Source organism: Geminicoccus sp., from assembly GCF_035556675.1.
GTDB lineage: Bacteria > Pseudomonadota > Alphaproteobacteria > Geminicoccales > Geminicoccaceae > Geminicoccus.
Genome location: NZ_DATMFZ010000190.1, coordinates 1 through 25,046, shown reverse-complemented (window position 1 = coordinate 25,046; position 25,046 = coordinate 1). Strand labels below are relative to the sequence as shown.

Below are 25,046 nucleotides of genomic sequence, written 5' to 3'. Positions count from 1 at the left end.
CTTTCAGCGCCTGGATCTCCCCCATCTCGGTGGTGATGAACGATTTGGCGGCCTCGATGCCGGGGTCGAAGCGCTTCATGTGGCCGACCTGGAGGGTCAGGCCGGTCTGTCGGACCAGGGTGGCAAGCTCCTCGACCTCTTCGACGCTGACGCCCAGCGGCTTCTCGCAGAGTACGTGCTTGCCGGCCTGGAGGGCCCGCTTCGCGGCGGGGACGTGGAAGGCGTCGGAGGTGGCGATGATCACCGCCTCCAGCTCGGGATCGGCCAGCATCGCGTCGTAGTCGGCAAAGGATTTGCGCGGGGCGTGGGTGGCGGCCATGCGCTCGCGCAGGTCGTCGGCCACGTCGCAGATCGCGAACAGCTCGGCGTTCCTCGCCTTGGTGCAGCTCTCGAAATGGGCGGCCTGGGCGATCGGGCCGCAGCCGAGCACGCCCACGCGCAGGAGGCGGTCTTCTTTCTTCGGCATGGTCAAAGGTCCTGTCAGGCGGCGGCTTGGGCGGGCTGGGGCCGGGCGTAGAGGGCCTGGCCGGTCTGGCGGTCGAACAGCACGGCCTTGGTGTAGTCGATGTCGAGGGTGCGGGTCTCGCCGGCCTGCACTGCCGCGTCGGCGGGCAGGCGGCCCATGACCTCCACATTGCCCAGGCGCAGGGCCAGGAAGATGTCGGGGCCGGTCGGCTCCAGCACTTCCACGGTGAAGGGGAGGGACTGGACGTCGCGGCTGCGGCTGGTACCGGGCTCGGTGATCCATTCGGGGCGCAGGCCCAAGGCCACCTTCTGGCCCTGCTGCAGGGCGGTGGCGCCGGCGGTGGCGGGGATCGGCAGGATGGCGGCGTCGCCGTCCACGCCATCCAGGCGCAAAGCGGGGCGGCCGCCATGGGTGACGATCTCGGCGTCCAGCAGGTTCATGGCCGGCGAGCCCATGAAGGTCGCGACGAAGGTGTTGGCCGGGCGGTCGTAGATGTCGGCGGGCGTGCCGAACTGCTGGAGGATGCCGTCCTTCATCACCGCGATCCTGGTGGCCATGGTCATGGCCTCGATCTGGTCGTGGGTGACGTAGACGATCGTGGCCCCTAAGCGCGCGTGGAGCTTCTTGATCTCGGTGCGCATCTCGACGCGCAGCTTGGCGTCCAGGTTGGACAGGGGCTCGTCGAACAGGAAGATCTTGGGCTCGCGGACCAGCGCCCGGCCCATGGCGACGCGCTGGCGCTGGCCGCCGGAGAGCTGGGAGGGGCGGCGGTCCAGCAGATGGCCGATCCTGAGCAGGTCGGCCACGGCGGCGATCTTCTTCTTCCGCTCCTCCTTGGGCATGCCGGCCATCTCGAGCGAGAAGCCGATATTCTCCGCCACGGTCATGGAGGGGTAGAGGGCGTAGGACTGGAACACCATGGCGATGTCCCGCTCCTTGGGCTCCAGGTCGTTCACGACCTTGCCGTCGATGCGGATGGCGCCCGAGGTGGCGGTGTCCAGGCCCGCGATGATGTTGAGCAGGGTGGACTTGCCGCAGCCGGAGGGACCTACCAGGACCAGGAAGTCGCCGTGGCCGATGCCGATATGGATGTCCTTCAGGACCTCGACCTGGCCGAAGCGCTTGCCGATATGCTCGATGTCCAGGCTTGCCACTTGCCGTTCCCTTTGCCGATCAAGCCGTTGACGTCGTCCCGAGTCGTCATGGTCGGCCTTGAGCCGACCATCCAGTCATCGGCGGGCGCGACCCCTGGATGGCCGGGTCAGGCCCGGCCATGACGAGGGAGGGGTAGCCGCCTGCATCCTCATCCCTTCACCGCCCCGGCCATCAGGCCGCGCAGGAAGAAGCGGCCAAGGAACAGGTAGATCAGGATGGTGGGGGCGGCGGTGATCATGGCCGCGGCCATGTCGACATTGTAGAGCTTCACGCCGGTCGAGGTGTTGACCAGGTTGTTGAGCGCCACGGTGATCGGCTGGCTCTCGCCGCCGGCGAACGAGGCGCCGAACAGAAAGTCGTTCCAGATGCCGGTGAACTGCCAGATCACCGAGACCACGATGATCGGCCAGGAGATCGGCAGGAGGACGCGGGTGAAGATCTGCCAGAAGCCGGCCCCGTCCATGCGCGCGGCCTTCACCAGCTCGTCCGGGACCGCGACGTAGAAGTTGCGGAAGAACAGGGTGGTGAAGCAGACGCCGTAGACGACGTGGACCAGGACCAGGCCGGTGGTGGTGCCGGCCAGGCCGATCTTGCCGAGCGTGAAGGCCATCGGGATCAGCACGATCTGGAACGGGATGAAGCAGCCGAACATCATCGCGCCGAACAGGAGATTGTCGCCGCGAAAGCGCCACTTGGTGAGGACGTAGCCGTTCAGGGCACCCAGGCCCACCGAGAGGAGGACGGCGGGGACGACCATGCGGATCGAGTTCAGGAAATAGCCCTTCAGGCCAGCGCAGCTGACGCTGATGCAGGCGCTGTTCCAGGCGGTCGTCCAGGCCTCCAGGGTGATGGCACCGGGCGGGGAGAGCAGGTTGCCGGCGCGGATCTCGTCCATGGATTTCAGCGAGGTGAACACCATGGAGACCAGCGGCGCCAGGAACACGGCGGCGGCCACGATCAGGAGCGCATAGACGGCGAAGCGGGCGAGGTTCACGCCGCTGCCGGAGCGCCGGAGGATGACGGTCTCAGCCGCGACGCTCATGGCGCAGCTCCGAATAGAGATAGGGGATGATGATGGCGGCGAGCGTCATCAGCATCACCGTGGCGCTGGCAGCGCCCAGTCCCATCTCGTTGCGGGTGAAGGTGGTCGTGTACATGAAGGTCGAGGGCAGCTCGGTGGCGAAGCCCGGGCCGCCCTTGGTCAGCGCCACCACCAGGTCGTAGGACTTGATGGCGAGATGCGCCTCCACGACGAAGGCGGTGAGGAAGACCGGGCGCAGGGCCGGGATGATGATGCGGGTATAGATCTTGTGCGTGGGCGCCCCGTCCATGCGGGCGGCACTCAGGATCTCCGTGTTGATCCCACGCAGGCCAGCCAGGAACAGGGCCATGACGAAGCCCGCGACCTGCCAGACCCCGGCGATCACCACCGTGTAGATCGCCATCTGCGGGTCGACCAGCCACTTGAACGAGAAGCTCTCCCAGCCCCAGCCCTGCACCAGCCGCTCCAGGCCCAGGCCCGGGTTGAGGAGCCACTGCCAGATGACGCCAGTCACGATGAAGCTCAGCGCCATCGGGTAGAGGAAGATGGTGCGCAACGCGCCCTCCGCCCGGATCCGCTGGTCGATCAGGATGGCGAGGCCCAGGCCCAGGATCGTGGCGAAGACGATGTAGAGCCCGCCGAAGATGAAGATGTTCTGGACCGCCACGCCCCAGCGCGGGTTGCTGAACAGGCGCTCGTACTGGTCGAAGCCGGTGAAGACGAAGCGCGGAAACATCTTCGAGCCGGTGAAGGACAGGATCACCGAGAACAGCATGAAGCCGTAGACGCCGATCGTGACCATCAGGAGGCTCGGCGAGAGCACGAACAAGGGCAGCGCGTTCGCCAGCCTGCGCTTGCCTGCCATTCTTTCGGTGGGTGCCATCGGCGCCGGCCTTCAGCGGTGGAGCAGGAGGCCCTGTCCGGATGCAGGCGCAGCCGGGCAGGGCGGGGTCAGCTCACTGGGCCGCGGCGACCGCGTCGACCAGCGCCTTGGCCGCATCCGCGGAGGACTGGTCGGAGTTGAAGTGGTTGGTCACCACGTCGAACATGGCACCCTGGACGGCCGGCGGCTGGGCGTGACCATGGGCCAGCGAGCCCATCAGCGTGCCTTCCGCCTGGGCGGCCTTGATGTCTTCCATCGACTGCTTGCCGCAGGCGTCGAACTTGTCGCCGGGCACGTCGGTGCGCGCCGGGATCGAGCCCTTGGCCAGGTTGAAGGTCTCCTGGAAGGAGGGCGACATGGCGGCGGATGCCATGATCAGCTGGGCCGGCCGGCGCTCCTCGCCGACGTCGAACATGGCGAAGAAGTCGGTGTTGAACAGGAACGAGCCCTCGGTGCCGGGGGCGGGGGTGCAGAGGATGTCGACGCCAGGCGTCTTGCCGGCGGCGATGATCTCGCCCTTGGCCCAGTCGCCCATGAGCTGCATGGCGGCCTCGCCGTTGATCACCATGGCGGTGGCGAGGTTCCAGTCGCGGCCGGAGAAGTTCGGGTCGACGAAGCCGCGGATCACCCGCATCTGGTCGAACACCTTGACCATGGTGTCCGAGCCCAGCGCCTCCGGATTGGCCTCGATGATGGCCTTCTGGTAGAATTCCGGCCCGCCGATGCCCAGCACCACGTCGTCGAAGATCGTGGTGTCCTGCCAGTTCTGGCCGCCATGGGCGAGCGGCTGGATGCCCTTGGCTTTCAGCGCCTCGGCGACCTGGTTGAACTCGTCCCAGGTCTTGGGCGGGGTCAGGCCGTTCTCCTCGAAGATCTTGGCGTTCGACCACAGCCAGTTCGGCCGGTGGATGTTGACCGGGGCGGCGACATAGTGGCCGTCATACTTGGCAAACGCCTGGAGCGGCTCGGGGATGACCTTGTCCCAGCCTTCCGGCTCGGCCACCTCGGAGAGATCGCCCAGGAAGCCTTCCTCGGCCCAGGCGCGCAGCGACATGCCGAGCAGCTGGGCGGCAGTCGGCGGGTTGCCGGAGGTGACCCGGGCGCGCAGCGCGGTCATGGCCGCTTCGCCGGCACCGCCGGCCACCGGCATGTCCTGCCAGGCGACACCCTTGGATTCCATGTCCTGCTTCAGCACGCCCACCGCCGCGGCCTCGCCGCCGGAGGTCCACCAGTGCAGCACCTCGACGCTGCCCTGGTCCTGCGCCTGCGCCGGCTGGAGGGCCGATGCAGCCAGGCCCAGCACGGCGGCGCAGACGGTCGACAGCAATATCCGCTTCATCTCGGTCATCTCCCTGAGCAGCCTGGGATCGTTGCCCAGGCAGGTGATCTATTCCGGCGCCAGCACGGCGCTTGGTTTGTCAACTGTCCAAACAAATCAACGGATCGACGGGTCTCGTCAAGAGGCCATGCTCTTAGGGCAGGCGCCATCGCTCGCGATGGCGGCCTACCATGTCGATAGATAGCATTTCCTGGTGCAGGAGGCAGGCGGCACCGATCGCCGGGCCGTCTTCGGCATGATGGGCCAGGGCCAGGGTCGGCACCTGATAGTCCTCGAACACGTGGCGGCGCAGGGCATCCTGGACCTCGTCCGCGACGAAGGGATAGAGGCGCGCTACCGAGCCGCCCAGCACCACATGGCCGGGATCGATGATGTTGGCGACCGAGGCCAGGCCGCGGCCCAGCCAATAGGCGAAGTGCCGGCCGGCTTCCCAGGCGGCCGGCTCCGCTGCCTGCAATGCTTGGACCAGGCCGCGGATCGTGTCGCCGGCACCGCCCTTGCCCTGCCAGACCTGCAGTACCGCCTCGGCGCCAATCAGGTTCTCCCAGCGGCCGGGCGGGTCCAGGCGGTGGGTGATGCCGGCATCCGCCACCACCATGTGCCCGACCTCCCCGGCAAAGCCGTGATGGCCGCGAAACAGCCGGCCGCCCGCCACGATCCCGGCGCCGATCCCGAAATCGAGGAACAGGCAGAGCAGGTCGTTCGGGCCCTCGCTACCGGCCGCATAGATCTCGGCAATGGCCAAGGCGTTGGCGTCGTTTTCCGAGCTGACCGGGAGGTCCAGGCCGAGCTCGGCGCGGACCAGATCAGCGATCGGGACGTTGCGCCAGCCTAGGAACGGGCCGGTGAGCAGCACGCCCTCATGGTCGTGCAGCCCCGGCACGGTCACGCAGAGGCCGCGGATGCGGGACGGATCGGGCAGGTCGGCCACCACCTGGCGGACGAGGCCGCAGGCCAGGCGCACGACCTCCTCCGGACGGTTGCCGGAAAGCTCGAAGCTGGCGCGGCGGCGGGTGACGACTTCGGCCGCGAGGTCCAGAGCGACCACTGCGACATAGCCGACGCCGATCTCGGCACCGATGAAGAATGCGCCTTCGGGCCGGATCGCGATGGCGATGCCGGGGCGGCCGGCGCGGACGTCGCTGCGCGCGGCGTCGGGTCGTTCCACGACGAAGCCGTCGGCCAGGAGCTGGCCGATCAGGCTGCTGGCGGTGGAGCGGGTCATGCTCAGGCCGCGGGCCAGATCGGCGCGGCTCATCGCACCCTGCCGGTAGAGCAGCGACAGGGCGCGCGCCTCGTTCAGGAAGCGGACCGCCTGGGGCGTGGTCACGCCAGCTGCGTCCCGGCGGCCCCGAAGGCGAGGGCGGCGGCCCCGGCGAGGCCGGCATTGCCGCCAAGCGAGGCCGCCATAAACGGCACTGAGCGGAACGGCGCCATCGCCCGGGCCTGGATCTCCCGGGCGATGATGTCGCTCATCAGGTCCAGGGCGTTGCTGACGCCGCCGCCCAGGATCACCCGCTCGGGCGAGAACAGGTGCAGCAGGGAAACGATGCCGATCCCGAGCCAGCGGGCCTCGTCGGCGATCAGCGCCACCCCCAGCGGATCGCCGGCGCGGGCGGCGGCGACCACGTCCTCGGCGCTGACCGGCCGGCCGGCGATGTCCTGCAGGGAAGAGGCAGCGCCTTCCGCCAGCCGTTCCCGGGCGATGCGGGCCAGCCCGGTCCCGGAGGCCAGGGCTTCCCAGCAGCCGGGATTGCCGCAGCCGCAGCGGGGACCGTCCGGGTCGAGGGTCATGTGGCCGATATGGCCGGCCATGCCCATGCGGCCGTGCAGCAGCCGGCCATCGACGATGACGCCGCCGCCCAGGCCCGTGGAGACGGTGACGTAGACGAGGCTGTCCACCCCCTTGCCGGCGCCGAAACGCCACTCGCCGATCGCGGCCGAGGCAGCGTCGTTCTCCAGCGTCACCGGCAGGCCGGTCCGCTCGGCGACCAGGGCGCGCAGCGGCACGTCCTGCCAGCCCTGGAAGGTCGGCAAGGTGAAGACCGTGCCGGTGAAGGGGTCGAGGGGGCCGGGCGAGGACAGGCCGATGCCCTGGACCGGCGTGTCACCGGCCTCGGCCCGGACCCGGGCGACCAGGCCGGCGATCTGGGCCACCACCTTGTCCGGCCCGCCGCGGGCGTCGGTGCGGATCTTGGTGATCCGGCCGAGCTGTCCATCCGGCGTGGCCAAGGCGGCACGCAGCGAAGTGCCGCCCAGGTCGACGGCGATGACCAGCGGGCCCGGCATCGCCGTTCTCAGAGCCCGCGGGACCAGGCGATGCGCTGTGCCAGATCGGCAGCACCGAAGGCGAGCGAGCCCATCACCACGGTGTCGGCGCCGGCGGCGCGCAGCTTCGGCACGGTATGCTCGCGGATGCCGCCATCGGCCGCGAGCAGGACCTGGTCGCGCCGTCCGGCCTGGCACAGCATGGTGCCGGCCTGCTCCAGGCGGGCGCAGGCGTTCGGGTCCAGGTCCTGGCCCTTCACACCGATCCGGGTGCCGAGCAGGGTCACCATGTCGACTGAGCCCAGGAAGGGGGCGAGGGCGGCGAGGTCCGTCTCGACGCGGGCGACCACGCCGGTGCGCACGCCCATGGCCTTCAGTTCGGCCACCACGTCCAGACCCGCCTCGCCATTCTCGGCATGGACCGAGATCAGGTCGGCACCCGCCTCGGCGAACTGCTGCGCCTGACTTGCGAGGATGTCGTCCGTCGTCATCAGGTGAACGTGGAACGGCGTGTCGGTCAGCTTGCGCAGCCGGGCAACCAGGTCGGGGAAGAACAGGAAGGCCGGCGCGAAATGGCCGTCCGCCACGTCGATATGGTGGATGTCCGCATGGCCCTCGACCCGTGCCACCTCGGCGGCGAGGTCCGCGAGATCGGCCGACCATAGCGAGAACTCGGCGAGCAGCCGGTCCTTCGGCAGGCTGGCGAAGCGCGCCGAACCGATCGTTTGCGTGGCCATGATCCCGTTCCCGTGCCTCGTGCGCCCTCTGGGCGTCGTTCTTTTGTTCGGATACAATACAAACTCGGTCAGGGCAATAGTACGCGTACTGAGGGAGGGGCGGTTTCCAGCCCGGCCAGGGCCAGGCTGCGCCATTTGGGGCCGCGGCCGCACAGTTCCGCCCAGTGCTCCTGCACGTCGTGCGGGCGGTCCTCGGCCAGCACCTCCAGCAGCTGATGGGCCTGGGCGCGGTCCTTGCGCGCCTTGGCCAGATCGCGCCGCCGTTGCGAGATGATGAGCTTGTGCAGGGCGAAGCGCACCGGATCGGGAACGCGCACGGCGATCCCGGCATCGTGCAGCACCACCGCCTCCACCTCCTGATAGATCAGGAAATCCAGGAAGCGCAGGGGCTGGCCAAAGGTGCCGACGGCCGGCAGCGGCTGGCGGTCGTCCTCTTCGGGGCCGCGCATCGGGGTCAGGAACTCGACCTTGAATCCGGCGCTCCGATAGGCGGAGGCCGGCGTGCGCGCAAGGCCGAGCACCGGCGCGAAGGCGGGATCGATGCGCTGGAGGACATCCTGCATCGCCTCGGTACGGTCCTCCACCGCGATCGACACCGAGCGGAACTGGGCGACGTCGATATCGCCGGTCATGGCGATGGCGGCGGGGAACAGCGCGCCCAGCATCGGGCCATAGACCTGGAAGGCGACGGTGCCGACCAGGACGCCGCGCAAGCGGAACAGGCCGGCCTCGGCCAGGGCCTGGAGGACACGGCCGGTACGGCGGTCGGGTCCCTTGAATCCCGCCGCGTGCAGGCTGCGCACGAGGGTGCGGCGTTCCCCTTCCTGGGAGCGGGCCGCGTCCCGTTCCGCGATCCTGCGCAAAAGCTCGTCGGTCTCGGGACCGACATAGCGCTGGACCTGACGGCCTTCGATTCGCTGCTGGTGGTACCAGTAGCGGCGGCCCTTGATCTCCTTGACCACCAGCGAGCCATGCGGATGCAGGACCGCCGCGGTCGCAGCATCCCGGACCTGCTGGTCGAGCTCGGCATACATGGTCTGGACGGTTAGAGGGGCGCGCTGCATCGCCAGTTATACGTTGAGAGTATAAATAACGTATAACTCGTAGTGGCGATCACTGGCAAGGGTTGGCTTGACCGCCGGCGGCATGAAAAGTAACTCACCGGTTACTTATCGAGCCAGGGGAGGCCTTTCCATGCGGGCACTGCTGCTGCCGACCACGGACCGCAGGCTGGAGCCGTACCAGCCTGGTCAAGCCTGTTCTTACCCGGCCAGGTCCGCCGCGCCGGCCACCCGGGTGGCCTATGCCGCGGCGCATGTAGTGGCGGACCCGCTGGCCGAGGCGGTGCCGTTCGAGGGCGGCAAGGTCGACTGGGAGGCGACCCTGCGCTTTCGCCACCATCTCTGGGGGCTGGGCTTCAAGGTCGCCGAGGCGATGGACACCTCGCAGCGCGGCATGGGGCTGGCCTGGCCGGATGCGGCCGAGCTGATCCGCCGCTCGGTGGCCGAGGCGAAAACGGTGCCGGGGGCGGATCTCGCCTGCGGGGTCGGCACCGACCAGTTGCCGCCGCGGCCGGGCGTGACGCTGGACGAGGTGCGCCGGGCCTATCTGGAGCAGCTGGAGGTGGTGGAGCAGGCCGGCGGGCGGGCGATCCTGATGGCCAGCCGGGCGCTGGTGCTGGCGGCGAACGGGCCGGACGACTACCGGCGGCTCTATGGCGAGCTGATCGGCCAGGCGCGGGACAAGGTCGTGCTGCACTGGCTGGGACCGATGTTCGACCCGCAGCTCGAGGGCTACTGGGGATCGCATGACCTGGACGAGGCTCAGGCCACGCTGCTGGGGCTGATCCGGGACCATGCCGGACGGATCGACGGGGTGAAGATGTCCCTGCTCGACAAGGAGCGCGAGCTGGGCTTCCGCCAGTCCTTGCCCGAGGGGGTGAAGTGCTTCACCGGCGACGACTTCAACTATGCCGAGCTGATCGAGGGCGACGGGTCCCGGCACAGCGACGCGCTGCTGGGCATCTTTGATCCCATCGCGCGGGCGGCGGCCGCAGCGCTGGCCGCACTGGACGCGGGCCGGGTCGAGGACTACCGGGCGATCCTACGGCCGACCGTGCCGCTCTCGCGCAAGATCTTCGAGGCGCCCACCCGGTTCTACAAGTCGGGCGTGGTGCTCCTGGCCTGGCTGAACGGCCACCAGGACCATTTCGCCATGCTGGGCGGGCAGCAGGCGGCGCGCTCGGCCCTGCATTACGGCGACGTGTTCCGCCTGGCCGACCAGGCGGGCGTGCTGGACGATCCGGAGCTGGCGGCCCGGCGCATGGCGCGGCTGATGGCGACGTTCGGGATCGAGTGACGCCCTAGATCGCCCGGGCGACCATCTGGATGGGGGCGATGCTGCCGGCCTGCAGGGTGCGCAGGACGTTGGCAAAACGCTCCTCGAAGGCGGGGCCTACCAGGTTGCGCAGGCTCAGGGGCGGCTGGCCCCGGGCCGCCGCCTCGGCGCGCATCTCCTGCCAGCGCGCCAGCACGAAGTCGCGCCGGTTCACCTCCTGCTCGACCGCGAAGCCGCTCTCGCCGAGCAGCACCCGGTAGGTGGCGGGTGGCTCCACGAAGCTGGTGGCGGCATCGGCGGCCCAGGGCATCGGGTAGGGCAATGGCGCCTCGTCGAGGTGCATGACGTCGTAGACCCCGAACCGGCCGCCGGGCTTCAGGACCCGGTGCACCTCGCGGAACAGCAGGTCCTTGCGCTCGATGTTCATGCCGACATGGATCAGGGTGGCGGCATCGAAGCTGCCATCGTTGAGCGGCAGGGCCAGGCCGCTCCCCTGCCGGAACGAAACTTGGTCGGCCAGGCCGCAGCGCCGGGTGAGCGCGGTCGCGACCGTCACGAATTCCTCGGTCAGGTCGATGCCGGTCACCTGGCAGCCATGCGCCTCGGCTATGTAGCGGGCCGGCCCGCCAATGCCGCTGCCGATGTCGAGCACCTGCTGGCCCTGTGCCAGCTGCAGGTCCTGCGCCAGTGCCACCGTGGACGCGCGCCAGCCCAGGTGGAACTCGTCGACCCCGGCGAGGTCGGCGGCGGTGAGCCGGTCGGGATCCTTGCCGGCCCTTGCCAGCGCGTCGAGGATCGAGCGTTCCAGGGCGCCGTGCGTATAGTGGCGCGCGACCTCCGCTTCCGTGTCCATCATACCTCCCGCCCCCCTTTGCCCGGCCCGATGCCGGACGAGCGGCGGCCATTCTAGCCGGATGGGCAGGGTTCTCCATCGAAAGCCGCAGGGCCAGGCGCGGCGATGGCGGGCGTCAGCCTTCAGGCGGTGCTGCCAGGGCGAGGACGCGGCCCAACAGGCCGGGAAAGCGGTCCTCCAGCTCCGGACGCAGCGCCACGAAGCAGCGGGTACCTTCCACCCGGCTCGTCAGGATGCCGGCCTCGCGCAGCACCTTCATGTGATGGCTGAGCGTGGACTTGGCGACCGGCAGGTCGAACTCGCCGCAGGTCCGGGCACCGCCTTCCGCCAGCGTCGCGACCAGGGACAGGCGGACCGGGTCGGCCAGGGCCGCCAGCACCTCGGTGAGCTGCACTGCATCGATTGCCGGGTGGTCGGGTTGCCTCACTTCCTGCGCCTACCCATGTTCGATGTTCGACGAATATGAAACTTGGCCGGATCGGTCGGGGAGGCAAGGGCCTGCCGGCCGATCCGGGCGACCCCGTCCAGCCACGAGGCTGTACGGCCAACTGGAATGCGACGATGCCCAACCTGTTCGATCCGATCAATGTCGGTTCGCTGCGCCTGAAGAACCGCATCTGGATGGCACCGCTCACCCGCTCCCGCGCCGGCGAGAGCCGGGTGCCCAACGCGCTGATGCGCGACTATTACGTCCAGCGCGCCAGTGCCGGCCTGATCCTGTCCGAGGCGACCTCGGTCACCCCGCAGGGTGTCGGCTATGCGGGGACGCCCGGGATCTGGTCCAGCGAGCAGGTCGAGGGCTGGCGGGCGATCACCCGTGCCGTCCATGACGCGGGTGGCCACATCTTCCTGCAGCTCTGGCATGTCGGCCGGATCTCCGACCCGGTCTTCCTGAATGGCGAGCTGCCGGTGGCCCCCAGTGCGGTCCAGCCCAAGGGCCATGTCAGCCTGCTGCGGCCGCAGCGGCCTTATGCGACGCCGCGCCCGCTGGAGCTGGCCGAGATCCCGGGCGTGATCGAGGCCTATCGCAAGGGGGCGGAGAACGCGCAGGCCGCGGGCTTCGACGGGGTCGAGATCCACGGCGCCAACGGCTACCTGCTCGACCAGTTCCTGCAGGACAGCACCAACCGCCGCACCGACGAATATGGCGGGCCCGTCGAGAACCGCGCCCGGCTGATGCTGGAAGTGACGGATGCGGTGGTCTCGGTCTGGGGGGCGGACCGGGTCGGCATGCACCTGGCGCCGCGCGCGGATTCGCACGACATGGGCGACAGCGACCTGGCCGGCACCTTCGGCTATGTCGCGGCCGAGCTGGGCCGGCGCAAGCTGGCCTTCATCTGCGCCCGCGAGCGGCTGGAGGAGCCGCGGCTGGGGCCCGCCATCAAGAAGGCGTTCGGTGGCATCTTCGTCGCCAATGAGAGCTTCGACCAGGCGGCCGGCGACGAGGTGCTGGCCAGGGGCGAGGCGGATGCGGTGGCGTTCGGCAAGGCGTTCATCGCCAACCCGGACCTGCCGCGCCGCTTTGCCGAGAACGCGCCGCTGAACCCCTGGAACACCGACACCTTCTATGCCGGTGGGCCCGAGGGCTACACGGACTATCCTTCGCTCTGAGGAGCAACCGGGCGGCCTGCGCCGGGGCCCGCCGGCCATGCCGGCCGGTGACACTCTTCCTGCTTCGTCGCCTGACGCTGGTCGCGGCCAGGCGGCCAAGGCGGCGGGCAGGGCCGGCTCCGGGCATGTCCGCCGCCGTAGCTGTGGACCTGGGGAGAGGGTGAGGGTCACCATGAGCGACCAGACGAGCCGGAACTGGCAGACGGCCATGGCCTTCCACGACTTGATGTTCAACCGGTGCCGCCCGGCGGAGGCGGCGCGCCGACTTCGTGCGGCTGCAGCGCGTCCCGACTGAAGTCGCCAACCCCAACACGATGTTCTAGGCGGCCCGCCCCTCACGAGGGCAGACGCCGGGCCAACGGGCCTTAGTTGATCGTGATCGCGTGCGGCATCGCCAGGGCATTGTTGCCTTCGTGGTTTTCGGTGTGGCGGCGATCATGGTCGAGGATGAAGCCCAGCCAGTAGCGGCCGGGTGCCACCGAGGCGGGAATGGTCACGGTCCGGCTGAAGGTGAGGCTGACGCCGGGATCCGCCCAGGCACCGGTGTTGCTGCCGAGCAGCCGGTCGGCGGTGCTGATGATGTCGTTGCTCGACAGATAGAAGCCGATGTTGAAGGTCAGCTGCGAGGTGCTGAAATTGTGGAAGGTCAGCTCCATCGTGGCCGACGAGCCGCGCGTCGTGATGGTCGGGCTGGAGACCAGGGTCGAGCTGCCGGCGCCGGACTGCTTGAACACCGAGGCGGCGACGTCGATTTCGGTGGTGGCGTCGGGATACAGGAAGCGCACCCCGGCCCGGTCGTCGGCCAGTGGATCCCATTCCTTGGCGTGCCCGCTGGGGCCGCCGTCCGGATAGAAGGAGTTCAGGGTGGCGACCCAGCGGTCCTCGTGATTGAGGCCAAGGGCGTGGCCGAGCTCATGCAGGGCGACGCCCTCGAAGCTGTAGGGCGCGTCCGGACTGTCATAGTTGAACGGGTCGGTCGACCAGCTGTAGTTGAGGTTGAAGCCGATATCGGTCTCGATGATGCTCCGGTCGGAGCAGCGCGACCGGAAGGTGGTGACGGCCAGGGCGGTGCCGATATTGCTGCTGAAATAGATCTCGGTGACGCCATTGTCGTTGCTGATCGTCCCGTCGGTGTCGCGCAGGACAAAGAAGTCGAAGCTCGAGCCCTTCACGTTGTTCCAGTGCCACATCGCGTTCTGGAACCGGGTGTCCCAGACGCTGCCGGGCGGCAGCGAGACCGTGTTGAGCGAGAGATTGGTCCAGCCGCGCAGCCATTTGACCGGCACGCCGCCGCAGGTGTCGTAGGCATAGGCTCCGGCGGATTGCGTCCCGAAGGTCAGGGGCAGAAGCGAGATGAGCGCGGCCATCAGGTACCGGCGCCGCACCGTGGTTCTGGAGATCATGGCAGGTTTCCTTTGGGACGATGCCCGGGGATGGCGACCGCCGGCCGCCGTGCTACCGGCGGTTGACCGGCGGGGCAGCCGGCGGGCTGCCCGGTGCCTCTGAGGACAGAGGTGCCCGCGCACGCGCTCCGGCTTCCTGTCCGGGGGCCTTTAGGATCGACAGCGACCTGGGCGGCGGTGCCGGCTGCAGCGCGGCGCCGACCTGCACCGAGTTCAGCGCCCGCATCTGGCGCGGGCCACTCAGTGCCACCCGCCGCGCAGCCCCCTGGATCGACTGGATGAAGGCGTCATACGCCATCGGCTGGGCGGCGGCCGGGGCCGCCAGAGACCGTTGCCGGGTCTCGCTCATGCCCGACCGGCTGCCGCCCTGGCCGCCTGCCGACCACGCCTCGCCCGGACCGTCGGCTGCCGGCTGCGGCTCGACGACCTGCGCCTCGAATGCGTGGCGCTGCTCCTTCTCGATCCTGCCATCCTCCACGTCGAGGATGCGGTTGCCGGCACTGTCGGTCACCAGGTTCCGCCCGTCCTGCGGCACCACGAACAGGCCCTGCTCCCAGCCGACCAGGGGCACGATGTCGGTGCCGTTGCTGGCCACGAACGCCAAGACCCGCTGCCCCTCCTCGAAGGCGGGCGCGCCGACGACTTCCAGCGTCTCTCCCTCGACCGACCCCCCCAGCATCATGAGGGTGAGGCTGCGCTGACCGTAGCTTCCGGCATGGACCTCGACGTCGCGCAAGGTCACGTAGGTGAAGATCTGGCCCTGGGCCCGGGCCGAAACGACCGATTCGACCGTGCCCTCGACGACACCATCCGCGCCCTGGACCAGCGCGTTCATGTCCAGATAGGGCAAGGTGGTCGCCTCCGCCTGCCCGAGCCACATCAACCCGGCCAGGAAAGCCGCCGTTCTCATCATTGGCCATGCTCCGGCAGCCAAGCCCTGTCCTGACGCATCCACCCCCAGGATGAGTTCGCTGCGCAGGAATGAACATCGCAGCAGACCGCGGCGAGAGCCACGGGAGCCGCGTACATGCTCTTCACAGGCCTTGCCGCAACCAGTGATGCGAGAACGTCGAGAAGCATAGCATAAGTATAGTCATGCTGACAACGTGATCAGCGGCGAGATCGTCCTGTGTGGCGATGAAAGGGGGGTTGTTCAGTTCTGAGCGGCAGGGTTATTTTTGTACCATGGCGAGCCTTCACCTGCCTGTGGTTGTGGTTGCTACTGGGCGTTGTGTTTCTTGAATATTCATGGCCCACGATGGCCGCGCCTGCCTTGCCTTTGCCGGCCCTGCGCGGTCGAAGAAGCCGCTCCCGGCCAGCACCTTGGCGATCTCGTCATGGGTGGCGGCGGTGAAGTGGTGGTCGCAGGAGAATGAGACCTTGGCCAGGTCCACGCCGGCCCGGGCCAGTGCCGGCGCCAGGTCCAGCGTCTCGATGCCGAGCGGTGCGATGCGCCGCTGCCATTCGGCGAGGAGCAGCGGATCACGGTTCCAGACCAGGGCCAGGTAGCGGCCGCCATGGGCCTCCACCAGCTTCTGGTTTTGCCGGATCGGCCCGATCAGGTTGGTCCACGCCAGTTCCGAGGGCCCGATCCGGGCCGGATCGGCCGCTGGCGACGGCGGGCTGGCTTTCAGCGTCTGCCGCACCTCGCGGAGCAGCCCGCGCACCGGCAGGAGGGCCGCGCGGGAATAGGAGTAGAGCTGGAAGTCCGAGAAGACCTCGCGGAACTGCTCCAGTCGGGTGAAGGGTGCCGGCGGAACCAGGTGGAAGCGGTCGAGATCGGCCGGATCGTCGAACCGGAGCCGGGCGCGCGGGCGCTGGCCCGGCTTGTCGTTGTTCGGGTTGGCCTCGTAGACGTCGCTGTCCAGGTTGACCAGCTGCACGACCCAGCCGACCTGGTCCAGATCGACCAGGTGCTGGAGGACCAGGTGCTGCAGGTCGGCGCCGCTGCCGCCCAGGCCATAGTTCAGCACCTCGATCCGGTCGCCCAGATGGGCCTGGAGGCGCTGGTGCATGACCTGCTCGTCGGCGACCATGACCGCCTCGACCTGGCTGTCGCCCAGCAGGATCGCCTTCCTGCCCGGCACCTGGCCCCTGGACGGGCGCAGCCCCTGCCCGTCCAGGTGGTAGGGCACCGAGTAGCAGGCCGAGAAGGACTGCCCGTCATAGTCGGTCTTGTGCCAGTAGCCGAGCTGCGGGTGGTAGGTGACCGGCGAGACGCCGACCCGGAACGGCGGCATGCGCAGGAAGGCCTCGAACAGCACCAGCGCCAGGCAGACCGCCAGCGGGATCCGCCAGGCCCAGCCCAGGATGGTCCGGACCCGCCACGACCGTGCGGCCGCGCGATCAGAAGTTGAAGTACAGGAAGCTTGCATCGAGATCGAACAGTTCCTGATGGTGCATGACCAGGATCACCCAGACAGCTGCGGCCGAACGCACGAGCGGGAAGGAGAACCAGCGGAGCCTGACGAGATCCTTGGCCTCGGCGCCATGCAGGCAGAGCGCGTAGGCCGCACCCAGCGCCAGGAGCAGGAAGGAATCGACCGCTTCCATGCGGAAGGTCCGGGGATCCACCATGCCGGCCAGCATCACCCAGGCGCCGTCCAGCGTGGTGGCGCGGAAGAACACCCGGACCACGATCACCGCCAGCATGGTGAGCAGATGGCCGCCCACCCTGCCTAGCGGCGCCAGCGGGCGGAGCTGGAGCTGCCAACCTTTGGTGAGCGCCCGCCAGCCATGGGCGATCATCAGGAACAGGCCGTTCAGCCCGCCCCAGATCACGAAGTTCCAGGATGCGCCGTGCCACAGCCCGCCCAGCAGCATGGTGATCATCAGGTTGACGTAGCGGCGGACCTTGCCCTGCCGGTTGCCGCCCAGCGGGATGTAGAGATAGTTGCGCAGGAAGCTGGACAGGGACATGTGCCAGCGCTGCCAGAACTCGATGATGCTGGTCGACTGGTAGGGGTTGTTGAAATTGTCCGGGATCCTGATGCCGAACATCAATCCCAGGCCGATCGCCATGTCCGAATAGGCGGAGAAGTCGAAATAGAGCTGGAAGGTGTAGGCGGTGGCGGCCTGCCAGCTCTCGACGAAGCCCACGGCCGCGAGCCCGTCGGCCTGGGCGAAGGTTGGGTCGACATAGAAGGAGAGCGTGTCGGCGATGCCGACCTTCTTGATCAGGCCGATCAGGAAGATGCCGAAGCCGAGCTTCAGGTCGGCAGCGCTCGGGCGCAGGAACGACCAGCTGTCGAACTGCGGGCCGATCTGCCGGTAATGGATGATCGGCCCGGCGATCAGGTGGGGGAAGAAGCTGACCGAAAGGGCGAAGCGCCACGGATCGCGCTCGGCCTGGACATCGCCGCGCCAGACGTCGACCACGTAGGCGATCTGCTGGAAGGTGAAGAACGAGATCCCGATCGGCAGGAGGATGTTCTCCAGCCGGATCCAGTCGCCCGTGACCAGCGCCAGGTTCTCGGTGACGAACATGCCGTACTTGAAGAAGCCGATCGAGGCGAGATCGGCGGTCACGGCCAGGATCAGGAGCCATTTCTTGCGGGGATCGCGATCGGCGATCACGAGGCCCATGGCCCAGTTGAACCCGATCGAGACGACCAGCAGCAAGAGCGTGAACGGCTTCCACCAGGCGTAGAAGAACAGGGAGGCCGCCAGGATCAGCCGGACTCGCGCCGCGATCCGCCGCTGCCCGCTGCGGTCGAGCTGTCCGACCAGGAAGAACAGGATCAGGGTGATCGGCAAAAAGCCGAACACGAACGGGAGCGAGTTGAACAGCAATGTCGCACTCCAGGCGCCGCGCGGGCACCGGGACCTGCCCGGAGGGACCGGAGCATGGGATCCTCATGGAGTGCCGGACGGCGAAGTATCTGATGTCGATGCGAATGAGAGGCGGCATCGGCATGAACCATGACGCGGGATCATCCCGCTCTGAGCTGATCAATGAACAAGTCGAGCCTGGAAAAAATTCGCTTAATGCGCGAACCATCATGATGTCGACTACAACCACTTCGTCAGGTTCGCTGCGAAATCAGCAGCTGTTCTCCCTGCAAGCTTGAACATGTACGAACTGTAACGAAGTGCAGGGAGGGGTGCAATCCGCCTCCGTAGCAAAGCGCCCGGATTTGTCGAAAAATTTACGCGAAATTGATCTTCGGATCAGCCGATCAGGCGGCCGGCGGTGCGGCCGAGCGGCCGGGACCGTGCGGGGAGTACGTCACGCCCCTGCCGCCACCATGAGGCACCCGCTGCCGCCAGCCCGGCCAGCAGCACCCACCAAGCCGGGCGGATCGTGTGGGCGAGCTGGAGATTGGCCTCCAGCACGCGCATGACCGGCGCGTTGCGCATCGTTGCGTACCACGCGGCCTCCACCAGGGCGCAGAGCAGGGCCGCGGCGAGCGCCAGCCCGGCCAGACGCAGCGGCCCCGGCACGCCCCGGAGCGCCAGGAGCCGGTAGCCCATCAGCAGCAGGAACAGGCCGGTGAGCAGGACCGGCTCGGTCACGTCGATCTTGGACTGGATGAAGAAGTGAAGCAGCGCCAGGGCGGTGACCGGGTAGGCCAGCCGGTGCAGCCGGCGCCACCACCCGCCCATCCGGCGGATGGCGGCATCGGTCGAGGTGGCACCCAGTGCTGCCAGGCCGAGCAGGGCCACGAATCCGATGGTGAGATAGAAGCGCAGCAGGATCTCGCTGCCGACCCGCAACAGGTCGAACTGCTGGTCCACCACGTAGAGCAGCAGGTGGCTGAGCGCGTAGGCAAGCGCCGCCACGCCGACCATCCGCCGGACCAGCATCAGCCGCGGCCAGCGCAGCACCCCGCGCAATGGCGTGATGCAGAGCGAGGCCACCAGGAGCCGGACCGCCCAGTTGCCGGTCTGGTGGATCATCTCCTCCAGCGGCCTGGGCATCAGCATGCCGGCCAGCAGCTGGCCGAGGATCCACGCGGCCGGCAGCGCCACCAGCACGAGGGTGGTGAGCTTGAGGAAGGAGAGCTGCCCGGACCGGTCGAGCCAGGGCAGCTTGCGGACGGCTTTGCTGGTCATGCCCCTACTACGCTCCCTCCGCCCGTCCGGATGCAAGCCCTGGGGCAGGGATCGGGGATCGGGCCCGCGGCTCGTCCGCCCAAGCGTCAGCGGCACGTGGCCAGTTCGGCGCCCGACGGCGGCAGGGGCGGCACCCGGTCACTGTCCTTGAGCCGGTTCTGGCCGGACAGGACGACGAGCAGGGCCAGGGCCGCGGCAAACCCGGCCAGGCCGAAGGCCGCTGCGGTGCCATGCACGTCCACCGTCCAGCCGGCCGCTGCCGAGCCGATCGCCACGCCGATGCCGAGCCCGGTCATGGCCCAGGTCATGCCTTCGGTGAGCTCGGCCGGCGGCACGATCCGCTCGACCAGGTTCATCGTCAGGATGATGGTGGGCGAGACCGACATGCCGACCACGAACAGGATCGCCGCCAGGAGGGGGATGCTGCCGGCAACCGGCAAGGGCAGCACGGTGAGCAGCATGAAGGCGATCGCCGCCGCCAGGAGCTGGCGCGGGGGCAGGGAGAGGCGCAGGGCACCGAACGTGATCCCGGCCAGGCCCGAGCCGACCGCGCAGATGGACAGCGCCCAGCTAGCCGCCACCGGCTGGCCCAGCAGCCCGGCGAACGCGATGGTGGTGACGTCGATCGAGCCGAAGATCATGCCGACCGCCGCCATGGTGGTGACCAGGATCAGGACGGCGGGCCGGCCGATCACCGGGCGGCGCGGCCCTGCGGCCACCGGCAGGACCGGCGGCTCGGTCCGGCGCTGGGCGGCTAGCAGCAGGGTGCCGACCAGGAGCAGGAAGGCCGCGGCCAAAGGACCGGCCTCGGGGAAGACCAGCACGCTCAGGCTTACCGACAGGATCGGGCCGATGATGAAGCAGATCTCGTCCAGCACCGATTCCAGGGCGAATGCGGTGTGGAGCATCGGCGTGCCCCGGTAGAGCCAGGACCAGCGCGCCCGGACCATGGCCGGGATGCTCGGCATGCAGCCGGCCAGCACCGCGCAGGGGAACAGGGTCCAGCCCGGCAGGTCCAGGCGGACCGCCAGGAGCAGCAGCAGCATGCCCAGCACGCTCAGGCAGGTGGCCGGCCGCAGCACCCGGGCCTGCCCCAGCCGGTCGACCAGCCGGGAGACCTGCGGCGCGATCAGCGCACTGGACAAGGCAAAGGTCGCCGCCACCGCACCGGCCAGCCAGTAAGCACCCCGCAGCTGGCCCAGCATGGTGACGATGCCGATCGCCAGCATCGACATCGGCATGCGCGCCACCAGCCCGGCCATGGAGAAGGCAAGGGTGCCGGGAGCGGCGAAGACCGCACGATAGGGATTGGCCACGCTGCACTCCGCGCTCGGCTGGCCGGTCGGGCCGGCCCGTTGGCCCGTAATCCGCAGCCGGCCGACCTAGGGAGCCGGCGCCATCCGTGTCAATCCCGGGGGCAAGCACCGGCGCCGGCGCCTGACATGCGGTCAGCCCTCAAGCGTGTTCTTATGGATCACGCCGCCCTTCATGATCACCATGAGGCCGGTTTCCGGCCGGGCCAGCGGAGCCAGGTCGGCGAGCGGGTCGCCGTCGACCAGCAGCAGGTCGGCCCAGGCGCCAGGCTCCACCGCTCCGAGCTTGCCCGGGTAGGGGTTGCGCGGGCCGGACAGGGCCAGGAGCTCGCCATTGGCGCTGGTGGCCATCCGCAGGATGTCGGCGTTGCCATACCAGCGCGTCAGGTGGGTGAGCATGACGCCCTGTCGGGTCGCCATCTCGGCGGAGAACAGGAGGTCCGAACCGAACGCGGTCTTCAGCCCGTGCTCGATCGCGAGCTCATAGGCGCGCTCGGTGCCGCTCAGGACCTGGCGCATCGCGACCAGGCTCGGGCCCTGCAGCGGCACCGTATCCTCGGCGCTGAGAAAGGGCTGGATGCTCAGCCACACGCCGTTGTCGGCCATGAGCTTGGCGGTCACCGCGTCCATGAGGTGGCCGTGCTCGATGCAGTGCGCCCCGGCCGCGATCGCGCGCCGCATCGTGTGCGGGGTGTAGGCGTGCACGGTGGCGTAGGTGTTCCAGTCGGTCGCGACCTCCGTCCCGCCGCGCAGCTCGGCCAGGGTCATGGTCGACAGGTCGATCGGGCTCCTGGGCGAGGACACGCCGCCACTGGCGACCAGCTTGATCTGGGAAGCGCCCTGGAGGAGCTGCTCACGGGCGCGCATGCGCACGTCGGCGGGGCTGTCGACGATGGCCGCACCGCCCATCTGCTCGATGGTGCTGAGGCCCCTATCCGGGCTGCGCGGGATGTCGGTGAGCTGGCGCAGATCGCCATGGCCACCGGTGGCGGTGATCATGGCACCCGACGGATAGATGCGCGGGCCCTTGACCAGACCCTCGTCGATCGCCTGCTTCAGGGCAAAGGACGGGCCGCCCAGGTCGCGGATCGTGGTGAAGCCGCGCATCAGCGTGCGCTCGGCTTCGGCCGCTGCCGCCAGATGCAGGTAGGCGGGACTGGCGGTCATCAGCGTCGCCATCGAGGCCGCTGCGAGCACGGCGTGCCAGTGGGCGTCGATCAGGCCGGGCATCAGCGTCCGGCCCTGGCAGTCCAGAAGCTGCGCGCCCTCGGGTGCCGTGGCTTCCCCGGTGGCGAGGCCGGCGATCCGCTCGCCCTCGACCAGCAGGTGCAGCCCGTCGCGGAGCTGCGGCGAGCTCCCGTCGAACAGCCGGAAGTTGGTGAGCAGGATCGGTCGGGTGCCGGCCGCCGGCGGTTCCTGGGCCAGGGTCCGGCCTGGCAAAGCCAATGCCGCCGCGGACGTGCCGAGTGCCGCGACGAAGCCGCGCCGCGACAGGGTCCGGCCGAGCCGCCGGCTGGCGGCCAGGAGGGCCGGGCTGTGGCAGGGGCAGCCGAAATGACTCACGGGCTGACCGGCCTCGCCGGGCGTACAGGACCACATGCGCTGTCCTCCCCTGGGCCGCGTCCTCGGCATGATGCCTCCGACCGCTTGCCGGTGGGACGAATGGTGAGCATGTCAGGAAGGGGTGCCCTGGGCAATGGTCCGGCCGGCGAGGTTTGGGAGAAGACGATGCGGAACGACACCAACCAGCGGATCGTCCTGGCGGCACGACCCGAAGGACAGCCAGGGCCGGAGCATTTCCGCATCGAGACCACGCCGGTGCCGGAGCCGGCGGACGGACAGGTGCTGCTGGAGGTCCTCTATCTCTCGCTCGATCCATACATGCGCGGCCGGATGGACGCCCGGAAATCCTATGCGCCGCCGGTGGAGCTGGGAGCGGTGATGGAAGGCGGGACGGTGGCGCGCATCCGGCGCTCCCGCCACCCCGACTACCGGGAAGGCGAGATCGTCCTGTCCCATGCCGGCTGGCAGCGCTTCGCGCTTTCGGACGGGACCGGCCTGCGCAAGCTCGACCCCGAGCTGGCGCCGGTCAGCACCGCTTTGGGCGTGCTCGGCATGCCCGGCTTCACCGCCTGGTCCGGCCTGCTCCAGATCGGCCGGCCGCAGCCGGGCGAGACCGTGGTGGTCGCGGCCGCCAGCGGTGCGGTCGGCTCGGTGGTGGGCCAGATCGCCCGGATCAAGGGCGCCCGGGCGGTCGGGATCGCCGGCGGGCCGGAGAAGTGCGGCTTCGTGAAGGACGAGCTCGGCTTCGACGCCGTGGTCGACCACCGCGCCGCCGACTTTCCGGAGCGGCTGGCGGCGGCCTGCCCGGACGGGATCGACGTGTATTTCGAGAATGTCGGCGGCCACGTCTTCGACGCGGTGCTGCCGCTGCTCAACGAGTTCGCACGCATCCCGGTCTGCGGCCTGATCGCCCAGTACAACGACCCGGCCGGGCCGAAGCAGGGGCCCGACCGGCTGCCGCAGGTGATGCGCGAGGTCTTGAGCCGCAGCCTGCTGATCCGTGGCTTCATCCAGCGCGAGTTCGCGGAGCTGCGCCCGCAGTTCTACGGGGAAGCCGCGCAATGGCTGAAGGACGGCCGGCTGCGCTACAAGGAGGATGTGGTGGACGGGCTGGAGAACGCGCCCGACGCGCTGCGGGGCCTGCTCGAGGGCAAGAACTTCGGCAAGCTCCTGGTGCGGGTGGCCGAGTAGCCAGGCTAGCCGGCCGGCAGCTGCTCCTCCATCAGCAGCCGCACGGCCGCCAGCGCCACCGGGTCCAGCCCTTCGCCGCCGGTCTCGACATGGGTGCTGATCGCGGCGCGCATCCGCGGGTCCCAGAACTGGCGGAGGTGGTGGGCGGTGGCCTTGGCGGCGTCGCCCGGCTGGGTGGCGAAGAAAGTGGCGATCTGGTTGGCCATGGTGACGAGGTGCCTGACGTTCATCCGGCGCTGATCCGCTGCTCGTGGGTATAGATGTTGAAGCCGCCGCGCCGGGCAAAGCCGATCAGGGCCTGGCCGGCGGCATCGGCCAGCTCGACCGCCAACGTGGTCGGCGCCGAGATCGCGACCACCACTGCGAAGCCGGCGAGCACGGCCTTCTGCACCATCTCGGTGCTGCAGCGGCTGGTCAGCAGAAGGAAACCGTCATCTGGCGTCATGCCGGACCGGGCCATGGCGCCGGTCAGCTTGTCGAGCGCGTTGTGCCGGCCGACATCCTCGCGGACCAGAGCCACCCGGCCCTCACGCGTGGCGAACGCCGCGGCATGGACCGCCCCACTCTGGCGGTTGAGCGTCTGGGTGGCCGGCAGGGCCGCCAGGGCCCGCAGGATGGCAGGGGCAGGGATGGGAGGGGCAGGCGGCATGGTCGGCAGCGGGCGCAGCGCCCGCTCAATGCTGAGGATGCCGCACATGCCGCAGGACGTGCCGGTGGTGACGTGGCGCTGGCGGTCGGCCAGGGCCGCCATTCGTTCATCCGGGATCGTGATGCGGATCTCGACGCCCAGCACCACGTCCTCGATCTCGATGGCCTCGATCTCGCCGGGATGGTCGACGATGCCCTCGGCGAGCGTGAAGCCGGTCGCGAAGTCCTCCAGGTGCTCGGGCGAGGTCATCAGCACGGCGAAGTCCTGGCCGTTATAGACCATCGCCGTGGCGCACTCGCCGGCCACCGTCTCGATCCGCTCGACGAACCGGCCGTCCTCGTAGCGGCACACCGGCCGGCCGGGTACGAGCGGCCGGTCGCGGCGCTGCCTGCCTTCCGCCAGCGGGGCGGCGGTCACTCGGCGGCCACGGCCGCGATCTGCCGGGCCGCCTCGCGGAACTGCTCGTACTCCTCCTGCCAGCGCGACGGCTGGTTGGTGAGCCGCACCTCCACCGCCGTGACCTTGTATTCCGGACAGTTGGTCGCCCAGTCGGAATTCTCGGTGGTGACGACGTTGGCGCCGCTTAAGGGGTGGTGGAAGGTCGTATAGACCACGCCCGGCTGCATCCGCTCCGAGATCATCGCGGTGAGCGTGGTCTCGCCGGAACGGCTGGCCAGCAGCACCACGTCGCCATCCTGGATGCCGCGCTGCTCGGCATCGTGCGGATGGATCTCCAGCACGTCCTGGCCGTGCCAGACCGTGTTGGCGGTCCGCCGGGTCTGGGCGCCGACATTGTACTGGCTAAGGATGCGACCGGTGGTGAGCAGGAGCGGGAAGCGCGGCCCAGTGCGCTCCTCGGTCGGCACATAGGCGGTGACCACGAACTTGCCCTTGCCGCGGGCGAAGCCGCCGACATGCATGGTGGGCGTGCCTTCCGGCGCCTTCTCGTTGCACGGCCACTGGATCGAGCCCAGCTGGTCCAGCCGCTCGAAGCTCACGCCCGCGAAGGTCGGGGTGAGGGCGGCGATCTCGTCCATGATCTCGGACGGATGGGTGTAGTCCATCGGGTAGCCCAGCGCCCGGGACAGGGCCATGGTGACTTCCCAGTCGGCCATGCCCGCCATGGGCGGGATCGCCTTGCGCACGCGGGAGATGCGGCGCTCGGCATTGGTGAAGGTGCC

24 protein-coding genes are annotated in these 25,046 nt (G+C 69.1%); 3 read left to right on the top strand and 21 right to left on the bottom strand.

Translation table 11 applies throughout. The features are described from left to right. From VNS22_RS14005 to VNS22_RS13965, 9 genes are all read right to left on the bottom strand, one after another. Positions 1 to 466: Gfo/Idh/MocA family oxidoreductase (locus VNS22_RS14005; protein WP_325733411.1), on the bottom strand; the 466-nt coding region annotated here is incomplete at its 3' end. 14 nt (positions 467 to 480) lie between these two features. Then, positions 481 to 1,620: a sn-glycerol-3-phosphate ABC transporter ATP-binding protein UgpC gene (locus VNS22_RS14000; RefSeq protein WP_325733409.1), complete on the bottom strand. Its 1,140-nt coding sequence runs from the start codon at positions 1,618 to 1,620 to the stop codon at positions 481 to 483. A 149-nt stretch (positions 1,621 to 1,769) separates the two neighbouring features. Continuing rightward, on the bottom strand, positions 1,770 to 2,663 hold the full coding sequence (locus tag VNS22_RS13995) for a carbohydrate ABC transporter permease (RefSeq protein WP_325733407.1): 894 nt from the start codon (positions 2,661 to 2,663) through the stop codon (positions 1,770 to 1,772). After that, the gene (locus VNS22_RS13990) at positions 2,647 to 3,528 is read right to left on the bottom strand and encodes a sugar ABC transporter permease (RefSeq protein ID WP_325733405.1); all 882 of its coding nucleotides are present in this window, start codon (positions 3,526 to 3,528) and stop codon (positions 2,647 to 2,649) included. Before VNS22_RS13990 ends, VNS22_RS13995 begins: the two co-directional genes overlap by 17 nt. Positions 3,529 to 3,619: 91 nt before the next feature. Next, positions 3,620 to 4,885, bottom strand: a complete 1,266-nt coding sequence (locus VNS22_RS13985; RefSeq protein ID WP_325733403.1) for an ABC transporter substrate-binding protein — start codon at positions 4,883 to 4,885, stop codon at positions 3,620 to 3,622. 133 nt (positions 4,886 to 5,018) lie between these two features. Next, complete coding sequence (locus tag VNS22_RS13980; protein WP_325733401.1) at positions 5,019 to 6,215, bottom strand: ROK family transcriptional regulator; 1,197 nt, start codon at positions 6,213 to 6,215, stop codon at positions 5,019 to 5,021. Further along, positions 6,212 to 7,174, bottom strand: coding sequence for an ROK family protein (locus VNS22_RS13975; RefSeq protein WP_325733399.1), 963 nt, complete (start codon positions 7,172 to 7,174; stop codon positions 6,212 to 6,214). The genes VNS22_RS13980 and VNS22_RS13975 overlap by 4 nt, the downstream gene beginning before the upstream one ends. A gap of 8 nt (positions 7,175 to 7,182) precedes the next feature. Beyond that, complete coding sequence (locus tag VNS22_RS13970) at positions 7,183 to 7,890, bottom strand: ribulose-phosphate 3-epimerase (RefSeq protein WP_325733397.1); 708 nt, start codon at positions 7,888 to 7,890, stop codon at positions 7,183 to 7,185. A gap of 68 nt (positions 7,891 to 7,958) precedes the next feature. Next, a complete protein-coding gene (locus tag VNS22_RS13965) occupies positions 7,959 to 8,954 on the bottom strand; it encodes a nucleotidyltransferase family protein (protein ID WP_325733395.1) in 996 nt (331 codons plus the stop codon). 130 nt (positions 8,955 to 9,084) lie between these two features. Here VNS22_RS13965 and VNS22_RS13960 point away from each other — a divergent pair, with 130 nt between their 5' ends. Then, positions 9,085 to 10,248, top strand: a complete 1,164-nt coding sequence (locus tag VNS22_RS13960) for a dihydrodipicolinate synthase family protein (RefSeq protein WP_325733393.1) — start codon at positions 9,085 to 9,087, stop codon at positions 10,246 to 10,248. A gap of 4 nt (positions 10,249 to 10,252) precedes the next feature. On the opposite strand, the gene VNS22_RS13955 is transcribed toward VNS22_RS13960, so the two are convergent. Both VNS22_RS13955 and VNS22_RS13950 read right to left on the bottom strand, forming a co-directional pair. Further along, positions 10,253 to 11,080 (bottom strand): class I SAM-dependent methyltransferase, encoded by an 828-nt coding sequence (locus VNS22_RS13955; RefSeq protein ID WP_325733391.1) that lies wholly within the window; start codon positions 11,078 to 11,080, stop codon positions 10,253 to 10,255. Between the two features lie 115 nt (positions 11,081 to 11,195). After that, positions 11,196 to 11,507 carry a metalloregulator ArsR/SmtB family transcription factor gene (locus VNS22_RS13950; RefSeq protein ID WP_325733389.1) on the bottom strand — a complete coding sequence of 104 codons (312 nt, stop codon included), beginning with the start codon at positions 11,505 to 11,507 and terminating at the stop codon, positions 11,196 to 11,198. 134 nt (positions 11,508 to 11,641) lie between these two features. On the opposite strand from VNS22_RS13950, the gene VNS22_RS13945 reads away from it, so the two are divergent. Next, entirely contained in the window at positions 11,642 to 12,691 is a 1,050-nt protein-coding gene (locus VNS22_RS13945) for an alkene reductase (RefSeq protein ID WP_325733387.1), read from the top strand. Positions 12,692 to 13,056: 365 nt separating this feature from the next. Here VNS22_RS13945 and VNS22_RS13940 read toward each other — a convergent pair whose 3' ends face one another. The 7 genes from VNS22_RS13940 to VNS22_RS13910 all read right to left on the bottom strand — a co-directional run bounded on the left by VNS22_RS13940 (position 13,057) and on the right by VNS22_RS13910 (position 22,061). Beyond that, positions 13,057 to 14,094 carry a matrixin family metalloprotease gene (locus tag VNS22_RS13940; protein ID WP_325733385.1) on the bottom strand — a complete coding sequence of 346 codons (1,038 nt, stop codon included), beginning with the start codon at positions 14,092 to 14,094 and terminating at the stop codon, positions 13,057 to 13,059. 52 nt (positions 14,095 to 14,146) lie between these two features. After that, complete coding sequence (locus VNS22_RS13935) at positions 14,147 to 15,004, bottom strand: hypothetical protein (RefSeq protein WP_325733383.1); 858 nt, start codon at positions 15,002 to 15,004, stop codon at positions 14,147 to 14,149. A 286-nt stretch (positions 15,005 to 15,290) separates the two neighbouring features. Next, positions 15,291 to 16,469, bottom strand: a complete 1,179-nt coding sequence (locus VNS22_RS13930) for a hypothetical protein (RefSeq protein WP_325733381.1) — start codon at positions 16,467 to 16,469, stop codon at positions 15,291 to 15,293. Then, on the bottom strand, positions 16,441 to 17,886 hold the full coding sequence (locus VNS22_RS13925) for an MBOAT family O-acyltransferase (protein WP_325733379.1): 1,446 nt from the start codon (positions 17,884 to 17,886) through the stop codon (positions 16,441 to 16,443). The genes VNS22_RS13930 and VNS22_RS13925 overlap by 29 nt, the downstream gene beginning before the upstream one ends. Positions 17,887 to 18,264: 378 nt before the next feature. After that, positions 18,265 to 19,149 (bottom strand): sulfite oxidase heme-binding subunit YedZ, encoded by an 885-nt coding sequence (locus VNS22_RS13920; protein WP_325733377.1) that lies wholly within the window; start codon positions 19,147 to 19,149, stop codon positions 18,265 to 18,267. An 86-nt stretch (positions 19,150 to 19,235) separates the two neighbouring features. After that, on the bottom strand, positions 19,236 to 20,465 hold the full coding sequence (locus tag VNS22_RS13915; RefSeq protein ID WP_325733375.1) for an MFS transporter: 1,230 nt from the start codon (positions 20,463 to 20,465) through the stop codon (positions 19,236 to 19,238). A gap of 132 nt (positions 20,466 to 20,597) precedes the next feature. Continuing rightward, positions 20,598 to 22,061 carry an amidohydrolase family protein gene (locus VNS22_RS13910; protein ID WP_325733373.1) on the bottom strand — a complete coding sequence of 488 codons (1,464 nt, stop codon included), beginning with the start codon at positions 22,059 to 22,061 and terminating at the stop codon, positions 20,598 to 20,600. Positions 22,062 to 22,190: 129 nt separating this feature from the next. On the opposite strand from VNS22_RS13910, the gene VNS22_RS13905 reads away from it, so the two are divergent. Next, on the top strand, positions 22,191 to 23,216 hold the full coding sequence (locus VNS22_RS13905) for an NADP-dependent oxidoreductase (protein ID WP_325733371.1): 1,026 nt from the start codon (positions 22,191 to 22,193) through the stop codon (positions 23,214 to 23,216). A 5-nt stretch (positions 23,217 to 23,221) separates the two neighbouring features. Here the strand turns inward: VNS22_RS13905 and VNS22_RS13900 are convergent, their stop codons facing one another. The 3 genes from VNS22_RS13900 to VNS22_RS13890 all read right to left on the bottom strand — a co-directional run. After that, the gene (locus tag VNS22_RS13900) at positions 23,222 to 23,446 is read right to left on the bottom strand and encodes a formate dehydrogenase subunit delta (RefSeq protein WP_325733370.1); all 225 of its coding nucleotides are present in this window, start codon (positions 23,444 to 23,446) and stop codon (positions 23,222 to 23,224) included. Beyond that, positions 23,443 to 24,282 carry a formate dehydrogenase accessory sulfurtransferase FdhD gene (gene fdhD, locus VNS22_RS13895; RefSeq protein ID WP_325733368.1) on the bottom strand — a complete coding sequence of 280 codons (840 nt, stop codon included), beginning with the start codon at positions 24,280 to 24,282 and terminating at the stop codon, positions 23,443 to 23,445. The genes VNS22_RS13900 and fdhD overlap by 4 nt, the downstream gene beginning before the upstream one ends. Then, the coding region (locus VNS22_RS13890) for a molybdopterin oxidoreductase family protein (protein ID WP_325733367.1) at positions 24,279 to 25,046 on the bottom strand (768 nt) is incomplete at its 5' end. The genes fdhD and VNS22_RS13890, both read right to left, overlap by 4 nt.